This is a genomic window from Micromonospora arida, assembly GCF_042873195.1.
Taxonomy (GTDB): Bacteria; Actinomycetota; Actinomycetes; order Mycobacteriales; family Micromonosporaceae; genus Micromonospora; species Micromonospora arida.
The window spans coordinates 1-18,500 of sequence record NZ_JBIALC010000003.1; the positions used below are offsets into that span (position 1 = coordinate 1).

17 protein-coding genes are annotated in these 18,500 nt (G+C 72.3%); 7 read left to right on the forward strand and 10 right to left on the reverse strand.

Annotated elements, in window-relative coordinates; genetic code table 11:
- Positions 1-171: 171 nt before the first annotated feature.
- Both ACFYP0_RS11135 and ACFYP0_RS11140 read right to left on the reverse strand, forming a co-directional pair.
- On the reverse strand, positions 172-780 hold the full coding sequence (locus ACFYP0_RS11135) for a DedA family protein (protein WP_124858822.1): 609 nt from the start codon (positions 778-780) through the stop codon (positions 172-174).
- A gap of 99 nt (positions 781-879) precedes the next feature.
- A complete protein-coding gene (locus tag ACFYP0_RS11140) occupies positions 880-1,563 on the reverse strand; it encodes a class I SAM-dependent methyltransferase (RefSeq protein WP_386995526.1) in 684 nt (227 codons plus the stop codon).
- A gap of 193 nt (positions 1,564-1,756) precedes the next feature.
- On the opposite strand from ACFYP0_RS11140, the gene ACFYP0_RS11145 reads away from it, so the two are divergent.
- Positions 1,757-1,960 (forward strand): cold-shock protein, encoded by a 204-nt coding sequence (locus ACFYP0_RS11145; protein ID WP_007462771.1) that lies wholly within the window; start codon positions 1,757-1,759, stop codon positions 1,958-1,960.
- Positions 1,961-2,009: 49 nt separating this feature from the next.
- Here the strand turns inward: ACFYP0_RS11145 and ACFYP0_RS11150 are convergent, their stop codons facing one another.
- The 5 genes from ACFYP0_RS11150 to ACFYP0_RS11170 all read right to left on the reverse strand — a co-directional run bounded on the left by ACFYP0_RS11150 (position 2,010) and on the right by ACFYP0_RS11170 (position 7,190).
- Positions 2,010-3,290 carry an MFS transporter gene (locus ACFYP0_RS11150; RefSeq protein WP_386995528.1) on the reverse strand — a complete coding sequence of 427 codons (1,281 nt, stop codon included), beginning with the start codon at positions 3,288-3,290 and terminating at the stop codon, positions 2,010-2,012.
- Positions 3,287-3,862 (reverse strand): ArsR/SmtB family transcription factor, encoded by a 576-nt coding sequence (locus tag ACFYP0_RS11155; RefSeq protein WP_386995529.1) that lies wholly within the window; start codon positions 3,860-3,862, stop codon positions 3,287-3,289. Before ACFYP0_RS11155 ends, ACFYP0_RS11150 begins: the two co-directional genes overlap by 4 nt.
- Before the next feature lie 107 nt (positions 3,863-3,969).
- The gene (locus ACFYP0_RS11160) at positions 3,970-4,845 is read right to left on the reverse strand and encodes a hypothetical protein (RefSeq protein ID WP_386995531.1); all 876 of its coding nucleotides are present in this window, start codon (positions 4,843-4,845) and stop codon (positions 3,970-3,972) included.
- 158 nt (positions 4,846-5,003) lie between these two features.
- Positions 5,004-6,671, reverse strand: a complete 1,668-nt coding sequence (locus ACFYP0_RS11165) for a CocE/NonD family hydrolase (RefSeq protein WP_386995533.1) — start codon at positions 6,669-6,671, stop codon at positions 5,004-5,006.
- Positions 6,672-6,674: 3 nt separating this feature from the next.
- Complete coding sequence (locus ACFYP0_RS11170; RefSeq protein ID WP_386995536.1) at positions 6,675-7,190, reverse strand: MarR family winged helix-turn-helix transcriptional regulator; 516 nt, start codon at positions 7,188-7,190, stop codon at positions 6,675-6,677.
- A 123-nt stretch (positions 7,191-7,313) separates the two neighbouring features.
- On the opposite strand from ACFYP0_RS11170, the gene ACFYP0_RS11175 reads away from it, so the two are divergent.
- Positions 7,314-9,437 carry an MMPL family transporter gene (locus ACFYP0_RS11175; protein ID WP_386995538.1) on the forward strand — a complete coding sequence of 708 codons (2,124 nt, stop codon included), beginning with the start codon at positions 7,314-7,316 and terminating at the stop codon, positions 9,435-9,437.
- A gap of 45 nt (positions 9,438-9,482) precedes the next feature.
- Here the strand turns inward: ACFYP0_RS11175 and ACFYP0_RS11180 are convergent, their stop codons facing one another.
- Positions 9,483-10,358 (reverse strand): transglycosylase SLT domain-containing protein, encoded by an 876-nt coding sequence (locus ACFYP0_RS11180; RefSeq protein WP_386995540.1) that lies wholly within the window; start codon positions 10,356-10,358, stop codon positions 9,483-9,485.
- Between the two features lie 34 nt (positions 10,359-10,392).
- Positions 10,393-11,814 (reverse strand): DedA family protein, encoded by a 1,422-nt coding sequence (locus tag ACFYP0_RS11185; protein ID WP_386995543.1) that lies wholly within the window; start codon positions 11,812-11,814, stop codon positions 10,393-10,395.
- 133 nt (positions 11,815-11,947) lie between these two features.
- On the opposite strand from ACFYP0_RS11185, the gene typA reads away from it, so the two are divergent.
- The 3 genes from typA to ACFYP0_RS11200 all read left to right on the forward strand — a co-directional run bounded on the left by typA (position 11,948) and on the right by ACFYP0_RS11200 (position 15,559).
- Positions 11,948-13,816, forward strand: a complete 1,869-nt coding sequence (gene typA, locus ACFYP0_RS11190) for a translational GTPase TypA (RefSeq protein ID WP_356981031.1) — start codon at positions 11,948-11,950, stop codon at positions 13,814-13,816.
- Positions 13,817-13,928: 112 nt separating this feature from the next.
- Positions 13,929-14,780 (forward strand): serine hydrolase, encoded by an 852-nt coding sequence (locus ACFYP0_RS11195; RefSeq protein ID WP_386995545.1) that lies wholly within the window; start codon positions 13,929-13,931, stop codon positions 14,778-14,780.
- A 77-nt stretch (positions 14,781-14,857) separates the two neighbouring features.
- Entirely contained in the window at positions 14,858-15,559 is a 702-nt protein-coding gene (locus ACFYP0_RS11200; protein WP_386995548.1) for a lysoplasmalogenase, read from the forward strand.
- Here ACFYP0_RS11200 and ACFYP0_RS11205 read toward each other — a convergent pair.
- Complete coding sequence (locus ACFYP0_RS11205; RefSeq protein ID WP_386995549.1) at positions 15,528-16,325, reverse strand: tyrosine-protein phosphatase; 798 nt, start codon at positions 16,323-16,325, stop codon at positions 15,528-15,530. The genes ACFYP0_RS11200 and ACFYP0_RS11205 overlap by 32 nt on opposite strands.
- A 44-nt stretch (positions 16,326-16,369) precedes the next feature.
- Here ACFYP0_RS11205 and ACFYP0_RS11210 point away from each other — a divergent pair, with 44 nt between their 5' ends.
- Together ACFYP0_RS11210 and ACFYP0_RS11215 are read left to right on the forward strand one after the other, a co-directional pair.
- Positions 16,370-17,467, forward strand: a complete 1,098-nt coding sequence (locus ACFYP0_RS11210; protein WP_356981039.1) for a mandelate racemase/muconate lactonizing enzyme family protein — start codon at positions 16,370-16,372, stop codon at positions 17,465-17,467.
- Positions 17,467-18,450, forward strand: coding sequence for a C40 family peptidase (locus ACFYP0_RS11215; RefSeq protein WP_386995551.1), 984 nt, complete (start codon positions 17,467-17,469; stop codon positions 18,448-18,450). Before ACFYP0_RS11210 ends, ACFYP0_RS11215 begins: the two co-directional genes overlap by 1 nt.
- Positions 18,451-18,500 lie beyond the last annotated feature (50 nt).

Consider the following 18,500-nt stretch of genomic DNA (forward strand, 5'->3'; position numbering starts at 1 on the left):
GCGCCCCCCGCGATGTACCGGGCGCCCCCCCCTCTCCCCCTACCCGCGGCTGGGCGGTGCCCGGCCGGCGCCCCCGACCCCCAAACCCCACCCCCCCCCCCCCCCGGGGGGGGGCGCCCCCCGCCCCCACCCACCGCACCCGGCCCCAGCGACCCCCGGAACGAAGAAAGCTCAGCCAACGACGGAGAACAACCGCCGCCGCGCCCCCAGCAACGCGACGGAAGCCAGCACCAGTCCGACCCCCATCGTGACCAGCAGCGGGCTGGGGTCGCCCGGCAGCAGCCCGGCCACCGACCGCGACGCGGTGCCCAGGGCGAGGTAGAGACCGGCCCAGGCGGCCGCGCCGACCGTCGCGCAGCCGAGAAATCGGCGGTACGACATCCGCAGCCCGCCGGCCGCCAGTGGCAGCAGCGCGTTGAAGACCGGCAGGAACGGCGCGACCATCATCATCCGGCCGCCGCCGCGACGCAGGATTCCTTCGGCCGCTGTCCAGCGGGCCTCGCCGATCCAGCCGCCGACGCGGCTGTCGCGCAGTCGGTCGGAGTAGCGACGGCCGACCAGGAAGCTCAGCGACCAGCCGGCCAGGCAGCCGATCAGCACCGCGGTGAAGGTGGCCAGCCCGGTACTCGGGCGGCCGACCCCGACGGCGGCGAGGATCGCGATGTCGCCGGGGATGAGGACACCCAGCAGGGGTACGGCGTCGAAGAGCATGACGAGCCCGAGCGCACCCATCAGCAGCAGAATCGGTAGTTCTCCGATCTGGGCCAGCCATTGCGTCATGCGTCGACGCTATGGCCGGAGCACCACTTCGGACATCGGGTTGTAGCCCCAGTGACCCCTGGTATCCGCCTCGGGGTCGCCCCTGAGTCGGGGGTCGCCTCAGGCGGGGCGCAGCACCTGCACGTGGCGTAGCGACGAGTCGACCGACGGTTCGGTGGTGGGCACCGGATAGTCGGCCAGCACGGTCAGGCGGTCCGTCGGTAGGTGTCCGCGGCCGGGGTCGCCGACCAGCACGTCGGCACCTGCGGCGGCTGCCCGCTGCAGGAAGGGCAGCATCCGGTCGGCCATCGCGCGGTCGTAGAAGACGTCTCCGGCGACGACCAGGTCGACCTTCGCTTCGGTGCTGTCGAGCAGGTCGTCCCCGGTGGCGTCGACGGCGACGTGGTTGGCCCGCGCGTTGAGGGTGACGGCGGCGACGGCGTACGGGTCGATGTCGTTGGCGGTCACCTCCGCGGCGCCGGCGAGCGCGGCGGCGATGGCCACCAGCCCGGACCCGGCGGCGAGGTCGAGCACACGGCGGCCGGCGGCCAGCTCCGGGTGGTCGAGGAGGTGGCGGGCCAGGGCTTGGCCGCCAGCCCAGGCGGACGCCCAGTACGGCGCGGGCAGGGCGTGCCCGGCGGCGGCTTCCATCCGGGCCCACCAGACGATCGCGTCCTCGGCCAGGTACAGCCGCACCTCGGGGACGAACGGGGTGGGCATCAACCGGAGCCGGTCCAGACCGGCGCCGGGCGCGTGGATCTCGCCTTCCAGCTCGGTCAGCGCGTCGGCTGCGGCATCTCTCATCGGCGCAAGCATGCCCCAGCGGCGGTTGGTCGGGGCGCGTTTCGCATGCCGCCGCGCAGAGTTCACCCGACTTCACACAAAGACCTACGGCACTTCGGCCAGCGGATCGGGGTTTTGCCCGTTACTGTCGAACAGGTACGGGCGATCATCGGCCAGAGGCCGAGGGTCAGCCGCTTTGAACAGGGAGAGATGCATGGCAACCGGCACGGTTAAGTGGTTCAACTCGGAAAAGGGCTTTGGCTTCATCGAGCAGGACGGTGGAGGGCCGGACGTGTTCGTCCACTACTCCGCCATCGCTTCGAGCGGCTACCGGGAGCTCAACGAGGGCCAGAAGGTCGAGTTCGAGGTGACCCAGGGGCAGAAGGGTCCGCAGGCGGACAACGTCCGCCCGATGTAGCTCCGTGCCGGTGACGGCGGCCGGTCCTCCGGCCGCCGTCGCAGCGCACTCAAGACGCCGCCGGGGCGGCGGGCAGGTCCCGCCGCCTCCGGATTGGCCCGATGAACAGAATCAACGGGGTGAGCGCCAACCAGGCGGTCATCACGAATATTGCTGTCGCGACGCCGTAGCGCGCGCCGATCGCACCGGCCAGCAGGGCCGCCAGCGGGATCGTTCCGTAGTTGAGCAGATGCATGCTCACCGTCACCCGGCCCAGCAGGTGGTGCGGCGTGTAGGTCTGCCGGAAGGCGCCCTTGACGACGTTGCCGATGGCGACCCCGAGGCCGATCAGCAGACCTCCGAGGGCTGGCCAGGCCAGCCCGATGCCGGGTGCGGCGAGCGGAATGAGCAGAGCCGGCGGGCCGGTGAACGCCGCCCCGATCAGCACCGCCCGCGCGGTGCCGCAGCGCCGGCCCAGCGTGGTGGCGAGCAACGCCCCGATGATCCCTCCGGCGCTCATCACAGCGATCAGGACGCCCACCAGGCCCGGTTCGAGACGCAACTCACGGACGAGGAAGACCACCAGGACGGCCTGGTAGCCGGTCAGCCCGATGTTGCTGGCCGCGCCGAAAACCGTCAGCACCCGCAGGTACGGGTCTCGGGCGACGAAGCGCAGCCCCTCGGCGATGTCGCGGCGCAGTGACCGGGACTGGTCCACTCGGCGAACGCGCGGTTCGACGGTGCGGATCCGCAGCAGGCACACCGCGGAGACCAGGAAGCTGATCGCGTCCAGCAGCAGAGCGGTGACCGCACCAATGAGCTGGGCGATCAGACCTGCGACGCCGGGGCCGACGACATAGCTCGCGGTCTGGGCGGCGTGCAGCTTCGCGTTGCCCTCCGGCAGTTGCTCGGGTCGCAGCAGCACCGGCAGGTACACCTGGTCGGCTGTTTCGAAGAAGACCCGGGCGACGCCGGCGCTGAGCGCCACCAGGAGCAGGTGCCAGACGGTGAGCCGGTCGAGTGCGGCGGCCAGCGGCACGCTGATGAAGAGCAGGGCGCGGAACAGGTCGCACGCCACCATCACGGGTCGACGGGGCAGCCGGTCGACCCACGCGCCGGCCGGCAGGCCGATCACCAGCCAGGGCAGCCAGGCCGCGGCGGTGAGCACCGCCACCTGGAAGGTGCCGGCGTCCAGGACGGCGACCGCGACCAGCGGAAGCGCGACAGTGGTGACGTTGCTGCCGATGCTGCTGACCGTCTGGCCGGTCCAGAGCAGCCGGAAGTCGCGGTGCCGCAGCAGCCCGCCGGCCTGGCGCACGGGGGTCGGGCCGCTGCGGGTGGCGGCGGTCACGGTCGCGCCGGCACGCCGTGGACGAACACGAAGACCGGTCGGCGCTCGGCGTCGTCGTCGGGCAGGTCCCGGTTGGCCCAGCGCGAGAGGAGGCCGATCATCTCGCGGCTCAGCTCGGCCAGTTCCTCGGGCGTGAGGCGCAGCCAGTGGTCCGTGGAGAACGCGGCGTCGTGCCAGGATGCCTGCTCGGTCTCGTCGGCGGCGTGCCATGCGCGGGCCAGTGCGACGTGCCGGTCGAGGTTGAGCGAGGTGGCCGCGTCGGCGACCGCCCGGGCGGCGGGGTCGGTGTCGAAGTCGGTGTTGGACCAGCGCAGCCCTCGGGTGACCAGACGCCACCACCGCTCGCGCCGGTCCCGGGCCAGCTCGGGGGCCTCGGTGACCAGGTCCGCGGCGGCGAGGACCTTGAGGTGGTGGCTGACGTTCGCGGGGGCCTGGTCGGTGCGCTCGGCGAGCAGCCCGACGGTGGAGGGGCCGTGGACCTTGAACACGTCCATCAGCCGGCGGCGCAGCGGGTGGGACATGGCGGCCAGCACCCGGGAGTCGGTGATCTGGCGTACGTCGGAGCTGTCCATGCCGACAGCCTGACATCCGCAACGACTGTTGCGCAACAGTTATTGCCTAACAGTCGTTGCGGATTGCGTCAAGAGGGACGGCCCGGCGGCTACGAGCCGCCCCTCGCTCAGGCGACGAGCCGGCGGGCCAACTCGTCGGCTACCTGCTTGGCGATCGTGGGCGGGATCGCGGCAGCGATCTCCTCCGGCGTCAGCCCGGCCAGCACGCCCTGGATGATTGCGTCCTCGTCGGTGAAGTCCCGGTTGGACAGCTCCGTCAGCGCGGCCTGCAGGGCGGTCACCTGCAGGCCTAGCGACTTCAGGGTCGGGTGGGCCGATTTGAAGTTCGGAACGGTGGCGTCCTCACCCATCGCCATCCGGGTGTAGATCTGCCCGATCGGGTTGCGGCCGTCCAGGACGGTGAGGTTCTTGTGGACGGTGGCCAGCCAGTTGTGCTCTTCGGGGGTCATGTCGTCGTCCTCCAGGAGTCCGATGGAACTGAGGTAGCGGCGGAACAGGGGCCGCTGGTCGCGGCCCGCCTTGATGGCGTCGCGGAAGAAGCTGAAGTGGGTGTGCCAGCGGTGTGAGCTGTCGCCGGTGGTGCGCTTGCCCAGGCGATCCCACCGCTTCACCGTGCTGCCGTCGGGGCTGTAGATGATCTCCCGGATGTCCCGGGTGTCGGCCGCGTTCGCGACGCACTGCGCGACGCACCAGACCGAGAAGCTGGACAGGGTGTTCGATCGGCCACCGGAGCGGACGTCGAACTGGCCGACGTCCAGCGCCGCCGCGTCGAGGGTCAGCCCGGCCCGGTCCCGGGGCGACTCGACCACCGAGTAGTCGTTGGGGACCACCCGGTCCGATCCGCAGTGGTAGCCGCCTCGGTGGGACGAGTCGCCGACGATGCCGACCTCGCCCGGGTCCAGGTCGTCGGGCCCAGGGGCGTTGTCGAGGTGAGTGAGGAGCAGGCTTCGGACGGCCAGAAGATTAGCCGGGGCCCGGGTCATGGGGTCCCCCTTTCCGAGAGGCGGGGACCGGGCACGACGTCACACCGCGTACGCGGTGCTGGGCTTCGGGCGAGCCCGGCCTACTGGTGCACGGCGCCGGGCGTTGACCCAACCATAGCCCGCATTTTCGGTAAACGCCCAGCTCAGGATGGGTCTGTTCAGATTGGAGGTTGCTGCGGAGCAGAGTGGACGATCGGCAGCAGCAGCGCCGAGGGGTGCGCCGGGTCGTGCAGAACCTGCCGCCAACCGGCACGCAGCGTCACCGCCGTGCCGAGCGATTCCCCGGTGCCGGGGTTGCGCGCCCACCGTGGATGGGCGCCGCCGGAGACCTGCACGCGCAGTCGGTGCCCGGCGGCGAAGCGGTACGCGGTCGGCCAGAGCGGCACCGGGATCCGCAGCGCCCCGGAAGGGTCGGCCGGGAAGCGCTCGGGCGTGACCCGCACCAGGCCGTCGCACACGTTCCACGAGCGACCCCGGCGGTCCACGTCGCACAGACGAACGAAGACGTCCAGGTACGGGAGATCGCTGCGGACGTGGATCTCGGCGCGGACCGGGCCGATCACCTCGACCGGCGCGGTCAGTGGGGCGCTGGTGTAGGTCAGCACGTCGGGGCGGGCCTCGACACGCCGGTTGTCGACCGGGCCGGCCCGCTGGGCGACGAGCAGTGGACCGCCGAGCGACGGGGTGGGGTCGGCGGGGTCGTAGCGGAGTGCGTCCGGTGTCGACGCGACAGGTGGGCGCGCCGCCAGCTCGCCACCGGGTTGCAGGTGCCAGGCGGTCTCGACCGCCGGGGGTGGCCAGTCCGGCAGGTCCCGCCAGCCGCCACCGGCGCCGCTGACGTGGATGCGCACGGGCGGCCGGGCTGGTCCCGCCGGGACGGGCGACCGCGGCGCGGCCGGCAGGTGCTCGTCGAGCCAGGCCAACCCCTCTCGCAGCGCGGCCACGAACAGGCCGGGGGTGCCGTGCGTCCACGGGCCGATCACCAGGCGCGGCGGTGTGCCGGCGGCGCGCAGAACGGCGTGGTCGTCGAGCTGGGCGGGCAGGAAGATGTCGTGCCAACCGGTGACCATGACCACCGGGGCCTGCACCTTCGCGACCTGGTCGGCGAAGACCCGGGTTCGCCAGTACGCGGCCTGCGGGGTGTGGTGGCGCAGCCACTCCTGGAAGAACGGGATGGTCACGCCGGTGGCGACCCGGTCGGCGTCGGTCAGGGGGAGGTGCTCCAGCGCGGCGGCCAGCCGGGGTTGCCCGCGCTTGAGTTCCCACTGCCGGGCGAGCCACGGCACGGTCTGCGCGTGCAGCAGCTCCGCCCAGGTCAGCACGGTGTCCAGGGCGAAGGACTCCCCCGCGTACGTCGAGTCGCGGGTGGCCGAGGCGGTCACCACGGCGACCATCGCGCGCAGCTCCTCGCCGGCGTCGGCGGCCAGGGCCCACTGGGCGAAGCCCTGGTAGCTGACGCCGAACACGCCGAGTTGCCCGGACCACCAGGGCTGGCGACGCAGCCAGTCCAGCGTGTCCGCGCCGTCGTCGCGCTCGTGCACGAGCGGGGCGAAGGTCCCACCGGAGCCGTCGGTGCCCCGGCAGGACTGGATCACCGCGTGCCGGCCCCGTGCGGCGAGCAGCCGACCGAGCAGCCGCGGCGGTCCACCCCGCCCGTACGGGGTGCGGATCAGCACGGTCGGCGCGCTGCGGACGGCCGGGGCGTAGTGGTCGGTGCGCAGCACCACGCCGTCGCGGGTCCGTACCGGGATGTCGCGGGTGACCCGCACCGAACCGGACCGGACCGGTGGCAGTCGCAGTGCAGCGGCGGCGAGCCGTTGCGGCACCGGTCAGCCCGTCGGGCGGCGGGGCGACTCGGGCCGGGCGGCGCGTACCGCGTCGCGGTGGCCCCGCAGAGACTCGCTCATCTCCGCCATGAACCGCTGGACGATCTCCAGCTCGTCCTCGCTGAAGCGGGCCATCACCTCGTCGGTACGGGCGCCCAGCGGCCGGAAGAACTGCATGGCCAGGGCGGCGCCCCGGTCGGCGTAGTGCAGCAGCACCTTGCGCCGGTCGACGGTGTCACGGTCGCGGCGGATGTGGCCGGCCCGCTCAAGTCGGTCGATCAGGGCGGTGACCGAGCCGGAGGAGAGGTTGAGTTGCTCACCGAGACGGCCGGGGGTGATCGGGTCACCGAGCCTCTCGGCGTCCATCACGGCGATCAAGGCCTGCAGGTCGGTCGGGTTGAGGCCGTGCAGGTTGGCGAAGGCGTGGCCGACCTGCTGGGCGTCCGCCGAGTACCGCCGGAGGCTGTTGGTGATCTCCGCGGCCAGCTGCTCGCGGCGCGTGTCGCGCCGTCGGTACATGCCGTGAGTCGCCACCTCGCGCCGCTCTTCCCGTCGTCGGTCTCTCGGGTTGCAGCATAGAACAACCGTCGATAATCTCGAAAGCCAAGATACTCGGCTTTCGAAGGACTTCGAGGTCAACTGATGTCTGTGTTCACCAGAGTCGCCCGCGGCAGGCTGGCTGCCTGGCTCACCGTGGCTGCGGCGATTGTCGTCGCCGCGGCCGTCTTCGGGACACCCCAGCCGGACAACCCGGCACCGGTCTCCGCCACCGGACTGTCGGTGGAGTGGCAGTCGACCCAGGTGCAGCGCCTACAGGACCAGCTGCCGTCCAGCGACGTGCAACCGGCGATCGTGGTGGTCAGCCGAGGCGACCGGGGCGCGTTGAGCGAAGCCGACCGGGCCAGCGTCGACGCCCGCGCCGGCGAGCTGGGCCGCCTCGCAGTGGGTGGGCAGGTCAGCCCCGCACAGGTCTCCCCGGACGGCACGGTGGCGCTCATCGCCATCCCGATCGACACCGCTGGCGGGCAGGAGGCCGTCACCGAGACGGTGACCCAGCTGCGCAACGCCCTGGCGGACCTCCCCGGGCTGACCGCCGAGGTGACCGGCTCCCCCGCCTTCACCGCCGACCTCTCCTCGGTGTTCGACGGCGCCGACATCACCCTGCTCGCGGTGACCGCGGCCGTCGTGGCGCTGCTGCTGCTCATCACCTACCGCAGCCCGTTCCTGTGGATCGTGCCGCTGGTCGTGGTCGCCGCCACCGAGCAGCTCACCCTGCGCGCGGTGGACGTCATCGTGCCGGGCGTCGGCATCAACCTCCAACAGGGTCAGGTCACCGGCATCGCCAGCGTGCTGGTCTTCGGCGCCGCCACCGACTACGCGCTGCTTCTCATCGCCCGATACCGGGAGGAACTGCGCCGCGATGAGGACCGGTTCGCGGCGATGCGCGCCGCGCTGCGCCGCACCGCGGAGCCCATCCTCGCCAGCGGCGGCACCGTCGTGCTCGGCGTCCTCACCCTGCTGCTCAGTGAGCAGGAGACCAATCGGGCGCTGGCCGTGGCGTGCGCCACCGGTGTGGTCTTCGCCATGCTCTCGGCCCTGTTCGTGCTCCCCGCCGTGCTGGTGCTCTTCGGTCGCGGACTGTTCTGGCCGTTCGTACCCCGGGTCGGCGGCGCGGTGCGCGAGGGTCGGCTCTGGGGTCGACTCGGCGCCGCCGTGCAACGCCGCCCGGTGGTGGTCGCGACGCTGGCCACCCTCCTGCTCGGCGGCCTGGCACTGGGTGGGCTCGGCATCCGTACCGGCCTGTCCGAGACCGAACAGTTCCGGGCCGAGCCCGAGGCGGTGAGCGGGGCACAGACCCTGGCCAGGGCCTTCCCCGCCGGCAGCACCCAACCCGTCGCTGTGATCACCACCCCGGCGGCGGTGCGGGCGGTCACCGACGCCGCCACCGCGGTACCCGGTGTCGCCTCGGCGCGCCCCGGCGACACCGGCGCGGCCGTCGCCCAGGTCGACGTGGTCCTCGACGCGGAACCCGGCACCACCGCCTCGGACCGGGCGATCGAGGCGCTGCGCGCTGCCGTCGCCGCCGTGCCCGACTCCGCGCCGCCGGCCGCCGCCGGCGCCGACGCCCCGTCCGGGGCGCTCGTCGGTGGCTCCGTGGCCGCCACGTACGACTCCGACGAGGCCAACGACCGTGACCTACGCCTCATCCTGCCGATCATCCTGCTGCTGGTCGGCGCCGTGCTCGTGCTCCTGCTGCGCGGCCTGCTCGCACCGCTGCTGCTGGTGCTCACCGTGATCGCGTCGTTCTTCGCCAGCCTCGGCGCGGCCTGGCTGCTCTTCGACCACGTGCTGGGCTTCCCCGCCCTGGACAGCGGGGTGCTGCTGCTCGCCTTCGTGTTCCTGGTGGCGCTCGGGGTGGACTACAACATCTTCCTGGTCACCCGGGCCCGGGAGGACGCCCGCAGCACCGGCACCCGCGCCGGCATGCTCTCCGCCCTGAAGGTCACCGGCGGCGTGATCACCAGCGCCGGAGTGCTGCTCGCCGCGGTCTTCGCCGTGCTCGGTGTGCTGCCGCTGATCACCCTGACCCAGATCGGGATCATCGTCTGCATCGGTGTCCTGCTCGACACCCTGCTGGTCCGTACGGTCCTGGTGCCGGCGCTGGCGTTCCTGCTCGGCGACCGCTTCTGGTGGCCCGGCCGGATCACGCGCGACCCGGTGCAGGCCACCCCGAGCTCACCCAAGCCGGTCAGCGCGCACGTCTGACCGACACGTCGGGGCCGTGGCGAATCCGCCACGGCCCCGACGAGGTCAGTACGCCAGGCAGACGCACTCGCTCATCAGCGCCCGCACGTTGCGCACGTACGACGGGTTGGGGATGGCCAGCGGCTTCCCCTCCTGCGCCACCGCACCGTGCCCGAAGTTGTACGCGGCGATGACCGCGTTCAGCAGGCAGGAATTCAGTTCGCTGGTGCACAGTGCCGGGTCGAGCCGGAAGTCGGACTCGAAGTACATGTCGCCGATGTACTTCGTCGCCCAGGCCAGGTAGGTGGCGCCGAGGTAGGCGTTGTCCTGGTAGTCGTCGATCTTGTAGCTCTTCTCGAACCGCTGGTTCATCCAGGTCGCGGTGTCCGGCATCACCTGCAACAGCCCGACCCCACCGTCGCAGGCGTAGATGTTGGACTGCCAGCCGCTCTCCTGCCACGCGGTTGCCTTGAGCAGGTTGAGCGGGATCTTGATGTCCGGTGCCGAGACCGGCCAGTAGGTGCGGTTGGCCGCGTCGGTCAGCGCCGCCTTCACCTGGGCCCGGGTCGCCTGGGTGCCCTTGTAGGTCGGCTTGCAGGAACTCGGTGCCGGCTTCGGTGGCGCCGGCGGAACCTCGGTCTCGGTGGGCGGCTTCGGCACCGGGCGCGGCTTCGGTGCCGTCCGCGTCGGCTTCTTCGTCGGCTTCGGCTTCGGGGTCGCGCTACGACTCGGCGCGGAGCCCATCGACTCCACGGCGCTCACCGACGGGCTCGGCTCCCCGCTGACCTCGTCGGACGGCATATCGGTCGAACCGTCGGTGACGGCGACCGGCGCGGCCAGGCCCGATGGGCTCTCCCCCTTGGCGGCGCAGCCGACCAGCGCGCTCGCCAGCAGAAGCCCGGCGAGCACCGCGGCGCCCAGCCGATCGGCGCGTCGAACCATGCCGTTGCCTCCCCCGTGTGATCGTCGTCGCACCCTAACAAGGTTCGACCGGTCGGCGGTGCCCCTGCGACGGCCGCCGGGGGGCCTGGTCCACCGGGGGTTGACCGTTGCCCACCGCCCGGTCCCGAGTCGCCCAGGCGACCATGAACACCACAGTCCAGAGCACCCCGAGCAGCACCGCCGCGGCCGTCCCGCTCGCCGTGTCCAGTCCGAGGTAGAGCCGCGCGCCGCCGATCCCGAGCACCCCCGCCGCCGCAGCGGTCCAGGCGGCCACCGCCACCGGCCAGCGGGCGCTACGCGACACCAGCCAGGCCAGGGTGCAGAAGCTCGCCGCGACCACGGCGTTCTGGGTCGAGAGCGGAGCCGCCTCACCGCCGCCCGGGGCGGTCCCGTTCGGGCCGGTCAGTTCGGCCACCACGGCCAGCACCACCAGCGGCACGAACGCGCCCACCGTGCCGACCACGCTGAGCAGGTCCGCCCGCCAGGGTCGGTTGCGCCACGCCAGCACCGCCGCCACCAGCGCCACCAACAGGATCAGCACCGACCCGCGTACCACCGACACCACGACCAGTGTGGCGTCGGCGGCGTCCGGGGTACGCCGGGCGGCGAACCACCCCGCGATGGCACCGTCCAGCGCGGCCAGCCCACTGTTGCGGACCGCCACCGCGAGCAGACCGGCGATGGCGAGCCCGGCGGCGAACAGCAGCAGCAGCCCGGCGGCCAGATTGAGCAACAGCGTCCAGGCCGGGCCGACCCGCATGGCCACCAGGAAGAACAGCACCCCGTAGCGGGCGGTGAGCCACCGCACCGGGGGCAGAGCGCCGGCCCGGGACAGCAGGGCGCGCACCGGGTCGGGATTACGGCCCAGCCACCGACCCACGAGCACCACACCCACCAGGCCGGCCAGCAGCAGGAACGCCACCCCGCTGGCCCGGCCGAGGAGCCGGGAGACAGTGTCGTACGACTCACCGGCGAGGTGCCCGAGCAGCACCGATCCGCCCACCCAGGTCACCACTCCGGCCAGGTTCCAGAGGGCGAACCGCCGGTACGGCATGCCGGCCGCACCGGCCAGCCGGGGCACCAGGGTCCGGGCGAAAGCCACCCAACGGGCGGCGAACACCCCCCGCCCGCCCAGGCGGGCGAGCATGGCGTCGGCGCGGGCCCACCGCCCGGGCCCGACCCGGTGGCCCAGACCGGCGCGCAGCCGAGGGCCGTACCGCCGCCCGGCACGAAAGGCCAGCCCATCGCCGAGGACCGCCGCGACGATCATCGCGAGCAACGCCGGCCCGAGCCGCAAGGTACCGTTGTAGGTGAGGAAGCCGACGAGCAGCAGGGTAGCCTCACCCGGCACGAGCAGGCCGAAGATCACCGCGGTCTCGCCCGCCACGATCAGCGCGGCGACCAGGTAGATCCACAGGGTGGGCAGACCCTGCACCCAGGTCAGCAGGTCGTGCACTCAGGCCCCCGGGACACGGGTGCCAGCATGCCAGCCGGGGGAACCACCGGCACAGCGGTTTCACCATAGATCAGGGGCACCTGGGGGTGACCCCGACGCAGCCTGCGCGAGCGCAGGCGGAAGGATAGAGGGTATGCAGCTTCGCACCGACCTCCGCAACGTCGCCATCATCGCTCACGTCGACCACGGCAAGACCACCCTGGTCGACGCCATGTTGCGGCAGGCCGGCGCGTACGGCGCACGCGGCGAGAACACCGAGCGGGTGATGGACTCCGGTGACCTGGAGCGGGAAAAGGGCATCACGATCCTGGCCAAGAACACCGGTGTGCGTTACCTGCCGGCGGACGGCTCCGACCCCGTCACCATCAACATCATCGACACCCCCGGCCACGCCGACTTCGGTGGCGAGGTGGAGCGCGGCCTGACCATGGTCGACGGTGTGGTGCTGCTCGTCGACGCCAGCGAGGGCCCCCTGCCGCAGACCCGCTTCGTGCTGCGTAAGGCGCTGCGGGCCCGGATGCCGATCATCCTGGTGATCAACAAGGTGGACCGTCCGGACGCCCGGATCAAGGAGGTCGTGGACGACACCTACGAGCTCTTCCTCGACCTGGACGCCGACGAGGAGCAGATCGACTTCCCGATCGTCTACGCCTGCGCCCGCGACGGTATCGCCTCGCTGACCCAGCCCGCCGACGGCTCGGTGCCCGACGACAGCACCTCCCTGGAGCCGCTGTTCCGCACCCTGCTGGACACCATCCCGGCACCCTCGTACGAGGACGGCGCGCCGTTGCAGGCGCACGTCACCAACCTGGACGCCTCGCCGTTCCTCGGCCGGCTGGCGCTGTGCCGGGTCCGCCAGGGCACCATCAACAAGGGTCAGACGGTGGCCTGGTGCCGTACCGACGGCAGCACCCAGCGGGTCCGCATCTCCGAGATGCTGATGACCGAGGGCCTGGAGCGCACGTCGGCCGAGACCGCCGGCCCGGGCGACATCATCGCCGTCGCCGGCATCCCCGAGATCATGATCGGTGAAACGCTCGCCGACGTCGAGAACCCGGTCGCGCTGCCGCTGATCACCGTCGACGAGCCGGCCATCTCGATGACCATCGGCACCAACACCTCGCCCCTGGTCGGCCGGGTCAAGGGCTCCAAGGTCACCGCGCGGATGGTCAAGGACCGGCTCGACAAGGAGCTGATCGGCAACGTGTCCCTGCGGGTCCTGCCCACCGAGCGGCCGGACGCCTGGGAGGTGCAGGGCCGCGGCGAGCTGGCGCTGGCCATCCTGGTCGAGCAGATGCGCCGGGAGAGCTACGAGCTGACCGTCGGCAAGCCGCAGGTGGTCACCCGGGAGATCGACGGCAAGACCTGCGAGCCGGTCGAGCGGCTCACCATCGACGCCCCGGAGGAATACCTGGGCGCGATCACCCAGCTCCTCGCCACCCGCAAGGGCCGGATGGAGCAGCTGGTCAACCACGGCACCGGCTGGATCCGGATGGAGTGGCTGGTGCCGGCGCGCGGCCTGATCGGCTTCCGCACCGAGTTCCTCACCGACACCCGGGGCACCGGCATCCTGCACCACGTCTTCGAGTCGTACGAGCCGTGGTTCGGCGAGCTGCGCACCCGTAACAACGGTTCGCTGGTCGCCGACCGGGCCGGCGCGGTCACCGCCTTCGCGATGATCAACCTTCAGGAGCGCGGCCAGCTCTTCGTCGACCCCACCACCGAGGTGTACGAGGGCATGATCGTCGGGGAGAACTCCCGCTCCGACGACATGGACGTCAACATCACCAAGGAGAAGAAGCTCACCAACATGCGGGCGTCGACGTCCGACGAGACGGAGAAGCTGATCCCGCCGCGCAAGCTCTCGCTGGAGCAGGCCCTGGAGTTCTGCCGCGAGGACGAGTGCGTCGAGGTCACCCCGACCGCGGTGCGCATCCGCAAGGTCGTGCTCGACCAGCAGCAGCGGGGCCGCGCGGCCGCCCGCCGCAAGCACGCCGGCTGACCCACCAGCACCCGACACCGGGCGCGTCGACCGCTTGCGGTCGGCGCGCCCGTCGTTTTTACCCCGACGGGTACGCGAGCCCACCCCCGCTTGATCCGCTACGGTCACCGGCATGACCTGGGATGATCTCGACGCCCACCTGGACCGGGTGCCCGGCACCGTCTCCGCGTACGTGGGGCGACTCGACGCGCCGCCGACCTGGACCCGTCACGCGGACGCCGGCCACTACGCCGCGAGCACCATGAAGGTGGCGGTGCTCGCCGCGCTGCACCGCGCCGCCGAGGCCGGCACCCTGGACCTGGACGCTCCGGTCCCGGTCGTCAACGACTTCGACTCCGCCCGGCCCGGCGCACCCCGCTTCGCCAACGCGCAGCACTACGACAACGACGACGCGGTCTGGGACCGCATCGGCGGCACCGCGTCGCTGCGCTGGCTGGCCGACCGCATGATCGTGCGCTCCAGCAACCTCGCCACCAACCTCGTCCTCGGCCACATCGGGCTGCCCGCCGTCGCCGAGGTCTGGGCGCTCGCCGGTGCCCGCAACAGCGTCACCGGCCGCGGTATCGAGGACTTCGCCGCCCGCGAGGCCGGCATCACCAACACGGTCACCGCCGCCGACCTGGCCGCCCTGCTCGGCACCCTGGCCACCGGGGCAGACACCCCCGGCCCACTCGCCTCACCGGCCGCCTGCACCACCATGCTGGACGTCCTGCTCGCCCAGGAACACCGCGAGGACCTCGCCGCCGGCCTGCCCGAGGGCACGCCCATCGCGCACAAGAACGGTTGGGTACGCGGCGTCCGCCACGGGGCCGGCGTGGTGCTGCCCGACGACGCCCCGCCGTACCTCATCGCCGTCTGCACCACCACCGAGCTGGCCGAGGGCGACGACCAGGTCGAGGACGACGCCTGCCTGCTGCTCGCACACATCTCGGCACAGGTCTGGGCCGCCCGCCACCAACTCTGACCCCGACAGCCTCGGCGGCGAGGCCAGCGCCGCCGACTGCGGCTAAGCTGCTCGGCACCCCCACCCCGGAGCCGCAGATGCCCCGCAGTCGCACCATCCTCGTCGCCTTCCTCGTCGTGACGGCGGCGAACCTGCTGGCCAACGCCACCGATGGCCGCGTGGCCGAGGTGCTCACCAAGCCGTTGCTGATGCCGCTGCTGGCCGCGTACCTCTGGCGGGTCAGCGCCGAACGCGCGGCCCGACCGGACCGGCTGGTGCTCGTCGGGCTGGCCTTCTCCACCGGGGGTGACGTGTTTCTGCTCGGCGACGGCACCGGTTGGTTCATCGCCGGCATGGCCTGCTTCCTCGGTACGCACCTCTGCTACATCGCGGCGTTCACCCGACACGGCGCCGCGACCGCGCTGCGGCGTGCGCCGCTGCTCGCCGTCCCCCTGGGGTACGCGGTGCTGACCGTCGTCGCGCTGTGGTGGATGTGGGCGGGGCTGACCGACGTCGGGCTCGCCGTGCCGGTGGCCGGCTACGCGCTCGCGCTGGCCGCGATGGCCACCACCGCCACCACAAAGGGCTGGCGGGTCGGTCTCGGCGCCGCGCTCTTCCTCGGCTCCGACCTGCTGATCGCCGCCGGGGTGGCCGAGGTGGCCCAGCCACCCGGCGCGCCGGTGCTGGTCATGGCGACCTACGCCGCCGGCCAGGCACTGATCGTCCTCGGCCTGGCCGCCCGCATCGGCGCACCCCCGCAAGCACCGGTCACTCCAGCAACTGCGCCCGCAATGCCCTGAGGTCGGAGTCGGTGAGCCCCAGCCCGTCACGCAGGTACGCGTCGAACGAGCCGTGCACCCGACGCACCTCGGCGTAACCGGCGTCGAGGTACTCGGCGCGGACCTCCAGCACGGGCAGCACCGCGTCGACGTCCAACTCGGGATTCCGCCGACGCATCGCCTCGACGATCACCGCCCGCAGGCTGTCGGTCAGCTCGTTGTTGCGCAGGTAGTCGGCGCGAATGGCCGCCTCGTCCACCCCGAGCGCCGTCAGCAGGATGACGGTCAGCCAACCGGTGCGGTCCTTGCCGGCGGAGCAGTGGTAGAGCAGCGGCAGATTCTCCGGCCGGGACGCCAGCCGCACCGCCTCGGCGAAACCGACCCGCGCCGACTCACCGGTGACGAACCAGCGGTAGATCGCCGCCATCGCTCCCGCCGTGCCCTGCCGGGCCAGCTCCGCGTACGCGTTCAGGTCGTGACCGAGCAGCACCGCCGAGACGTACGTGAAGACCGGGTGCTCCGCATCGTGCACCGGCAGGCACACCACCCGTGGCTCACCGGCGAACCGGTCCTCCGGCGCGACCGTGATCTCCGAGGCGTCGCGCAGATCCACCACGCACGCCGGCCCCAGCTTCGCCAGCACCGGTAGGTCCTCGTCGGTCAGCCGACCCAGCGCCGGAGTGCGGATCAACTGGCCGACCCGGACCCGCCGCCCGTCCGCGCCGACGAGCCCACCCAGGTCACGTGCGTTCGGTGCACCCACCAGCTCCCAGCCCTGCCCGGTCATCCGGTCTCCCCTCCGAAGATGAACCTCCGTATAGGGTGCCCCATATGACGATCTCGGCGGTACGCACCCACCGGGTTTCCGCCCCCTTACACACCCCATTCGTCACCGCGCTACGCCGCACCACCACAGTGGACACGCTGGTCGTCGAGCTCGTCGACAGCGACGGCCGGTCCGGCTTCGGTGAGGCGCCCCAGGTCTGGCAGGTCACCGGCGCGTCCGTCGCCGGCGCGCAGGCGTGCGTCCTCGAGTTGCTCGGCCCACAGCTGATCGGCCGCGACCCGGACGACCTGGTGACCCGTTGCGCCGAGGTGCAGCGCGCCGTGGTCGGCAACGAGGCCGCGAAGGCGGCGGTGGACGTCGCCCTGCACGACCTCGCCGCGCGGCGGTTGGGCGTACCCCTGGTGCGGTTGCTCGGGGGCACCACGCTGCGGGTCCCGACGGACGTCACGCTGGCGGCGGGCGACGCGGTGGACCTGGCGACCGCGGCACGGCAGCGGCAGGCCGACGGCTTCGGCGTGCTCAAGCTGAAGGTCGGCACCGACGCGGCCGGTGACCTGGACCGGGTGCGCGCGGTACGGGCAGCCGTCGGCCCCGGCACCCGGATCCGGCTGGACGCCAACCAGGGCTGGACGCCCCGGGAGGCGGTCCGGGTGATCCGCGGCATCGAGGACGCCGGGCTCGACGTGGAGTTGGTCGAGCAGCCGGTGGCCCGCTGGGACCTGGACGGGCTGGCCTGGGTCAGCGACCGGGTGTCCGTGCCGATCCTGGCCGACGAGGCGGTCTTCGGGGTTCGTGACCTGGTGGAGGTGATCCGCCGCCGGGCCGCCGACCTGGTCAACGTCAAGCTGGCCAAGTGCGGTGGGCTGCATCCGGCCCGTACCCTCCTCGACCTGGCCACCGCGCACGGGCTCGGCACGGTCGTCGGCTCGATGATGGAGAGCCAGGTCGGCATCGGGGCGGCGGCGAGCCTGGTCGCCGCGTACGGCACCACAGCGGTCGCCGACCTGGACGCCGCCTGGTGGCTGGCCTGGTCACCGGTGCAGGGCGGCATCCGTTACGACGGGGCGACCGTGGTGCTGCCGGACGCCCCTGGCCTGGGCATCTCCGGCCTTACTGAAGCAAAAGTGCAGACTCGTGGTTGATGACCGTCGGTTTCTTTCATAGGGTTTCCCTGGACAGCCGACACGATCTGGGGGTTGACGTGGAGCTGCAACCGGGCCGCGAGGCCGTCGTCCGGGTCGCCGTGGCGACGCTGTGGACCTCCCCCGAGGCAGTCCGCCCGGTCGACCGTCCGGCGCTGACCGCCGGCGCCGACATCCCGACCTGGGTCTCGGGCATGGACACCGACCAGCAGGTCGGCGACTGCGTGCTGAGTCAACTCCTGCTCGGCGAACGGGTCCTCGTCAGCGAGCTACGCCCGGACGGCTGGGCCCGGGTCGTCGCCGTCGAACAACCAGCCGCCAAGCTGGACCCCCGCGGCTACCCGGGCTGGCTCCCCGCCGAGCAGTTGGCCGTTCTCGACCCGGCCCACACCAGCATCGACCACCCGCTGATGGTGGACGCCACGGTCACCGGGCTGCACGCCGCCCCGGACGGGCCGGTGGTGCTGCCCGGCGTCGTCGTCGGCACCCGGCTCGTCCCGGCCGGCCCCACGCTCGACGACTGGCGGCCGGTGCACGTCCCCGGCCGGGCCACGCCGCTCTGGCTGCCGGACGGGCACCTGGTCCCGGCGTCGGCCGCGTCGCCGGCCGCCGAGCAGGCGCTCGCGGTGGCGCAGCGACTGCTGGACGTCGTCTACATCTGGGGCGGTCTCTCCGCGCACGGCATCGACTGCTCGGGGCTGGTGCATCTGGCCTGGCGGCGGTTCGGGGTGCTGCTGCCCCGCGACGCCGACGACCAGGCAGTGGCCACCACCCCGCTGCCATTGGGAGCGGAGCGCCCCGGCGATCTCTACTTCTTCGCCCGACCCGGCCGCAAGATCCACCACATCGGCATCGTCACCGCCGCCCCCGGCGACGCCGGGCAGCGCCGGATGCTGCACGCCTGCTACCGGCGGCGGCGGGTCATCGAAGAGGAACTGCCGGCCGACCGGACCGCCACGCTGGTGGGCGCGCACCGGGTCTAGGGCGCGTTTCCGAACACGCCCTTCACCGGCCGGGCGCGTGTCCGCACCCG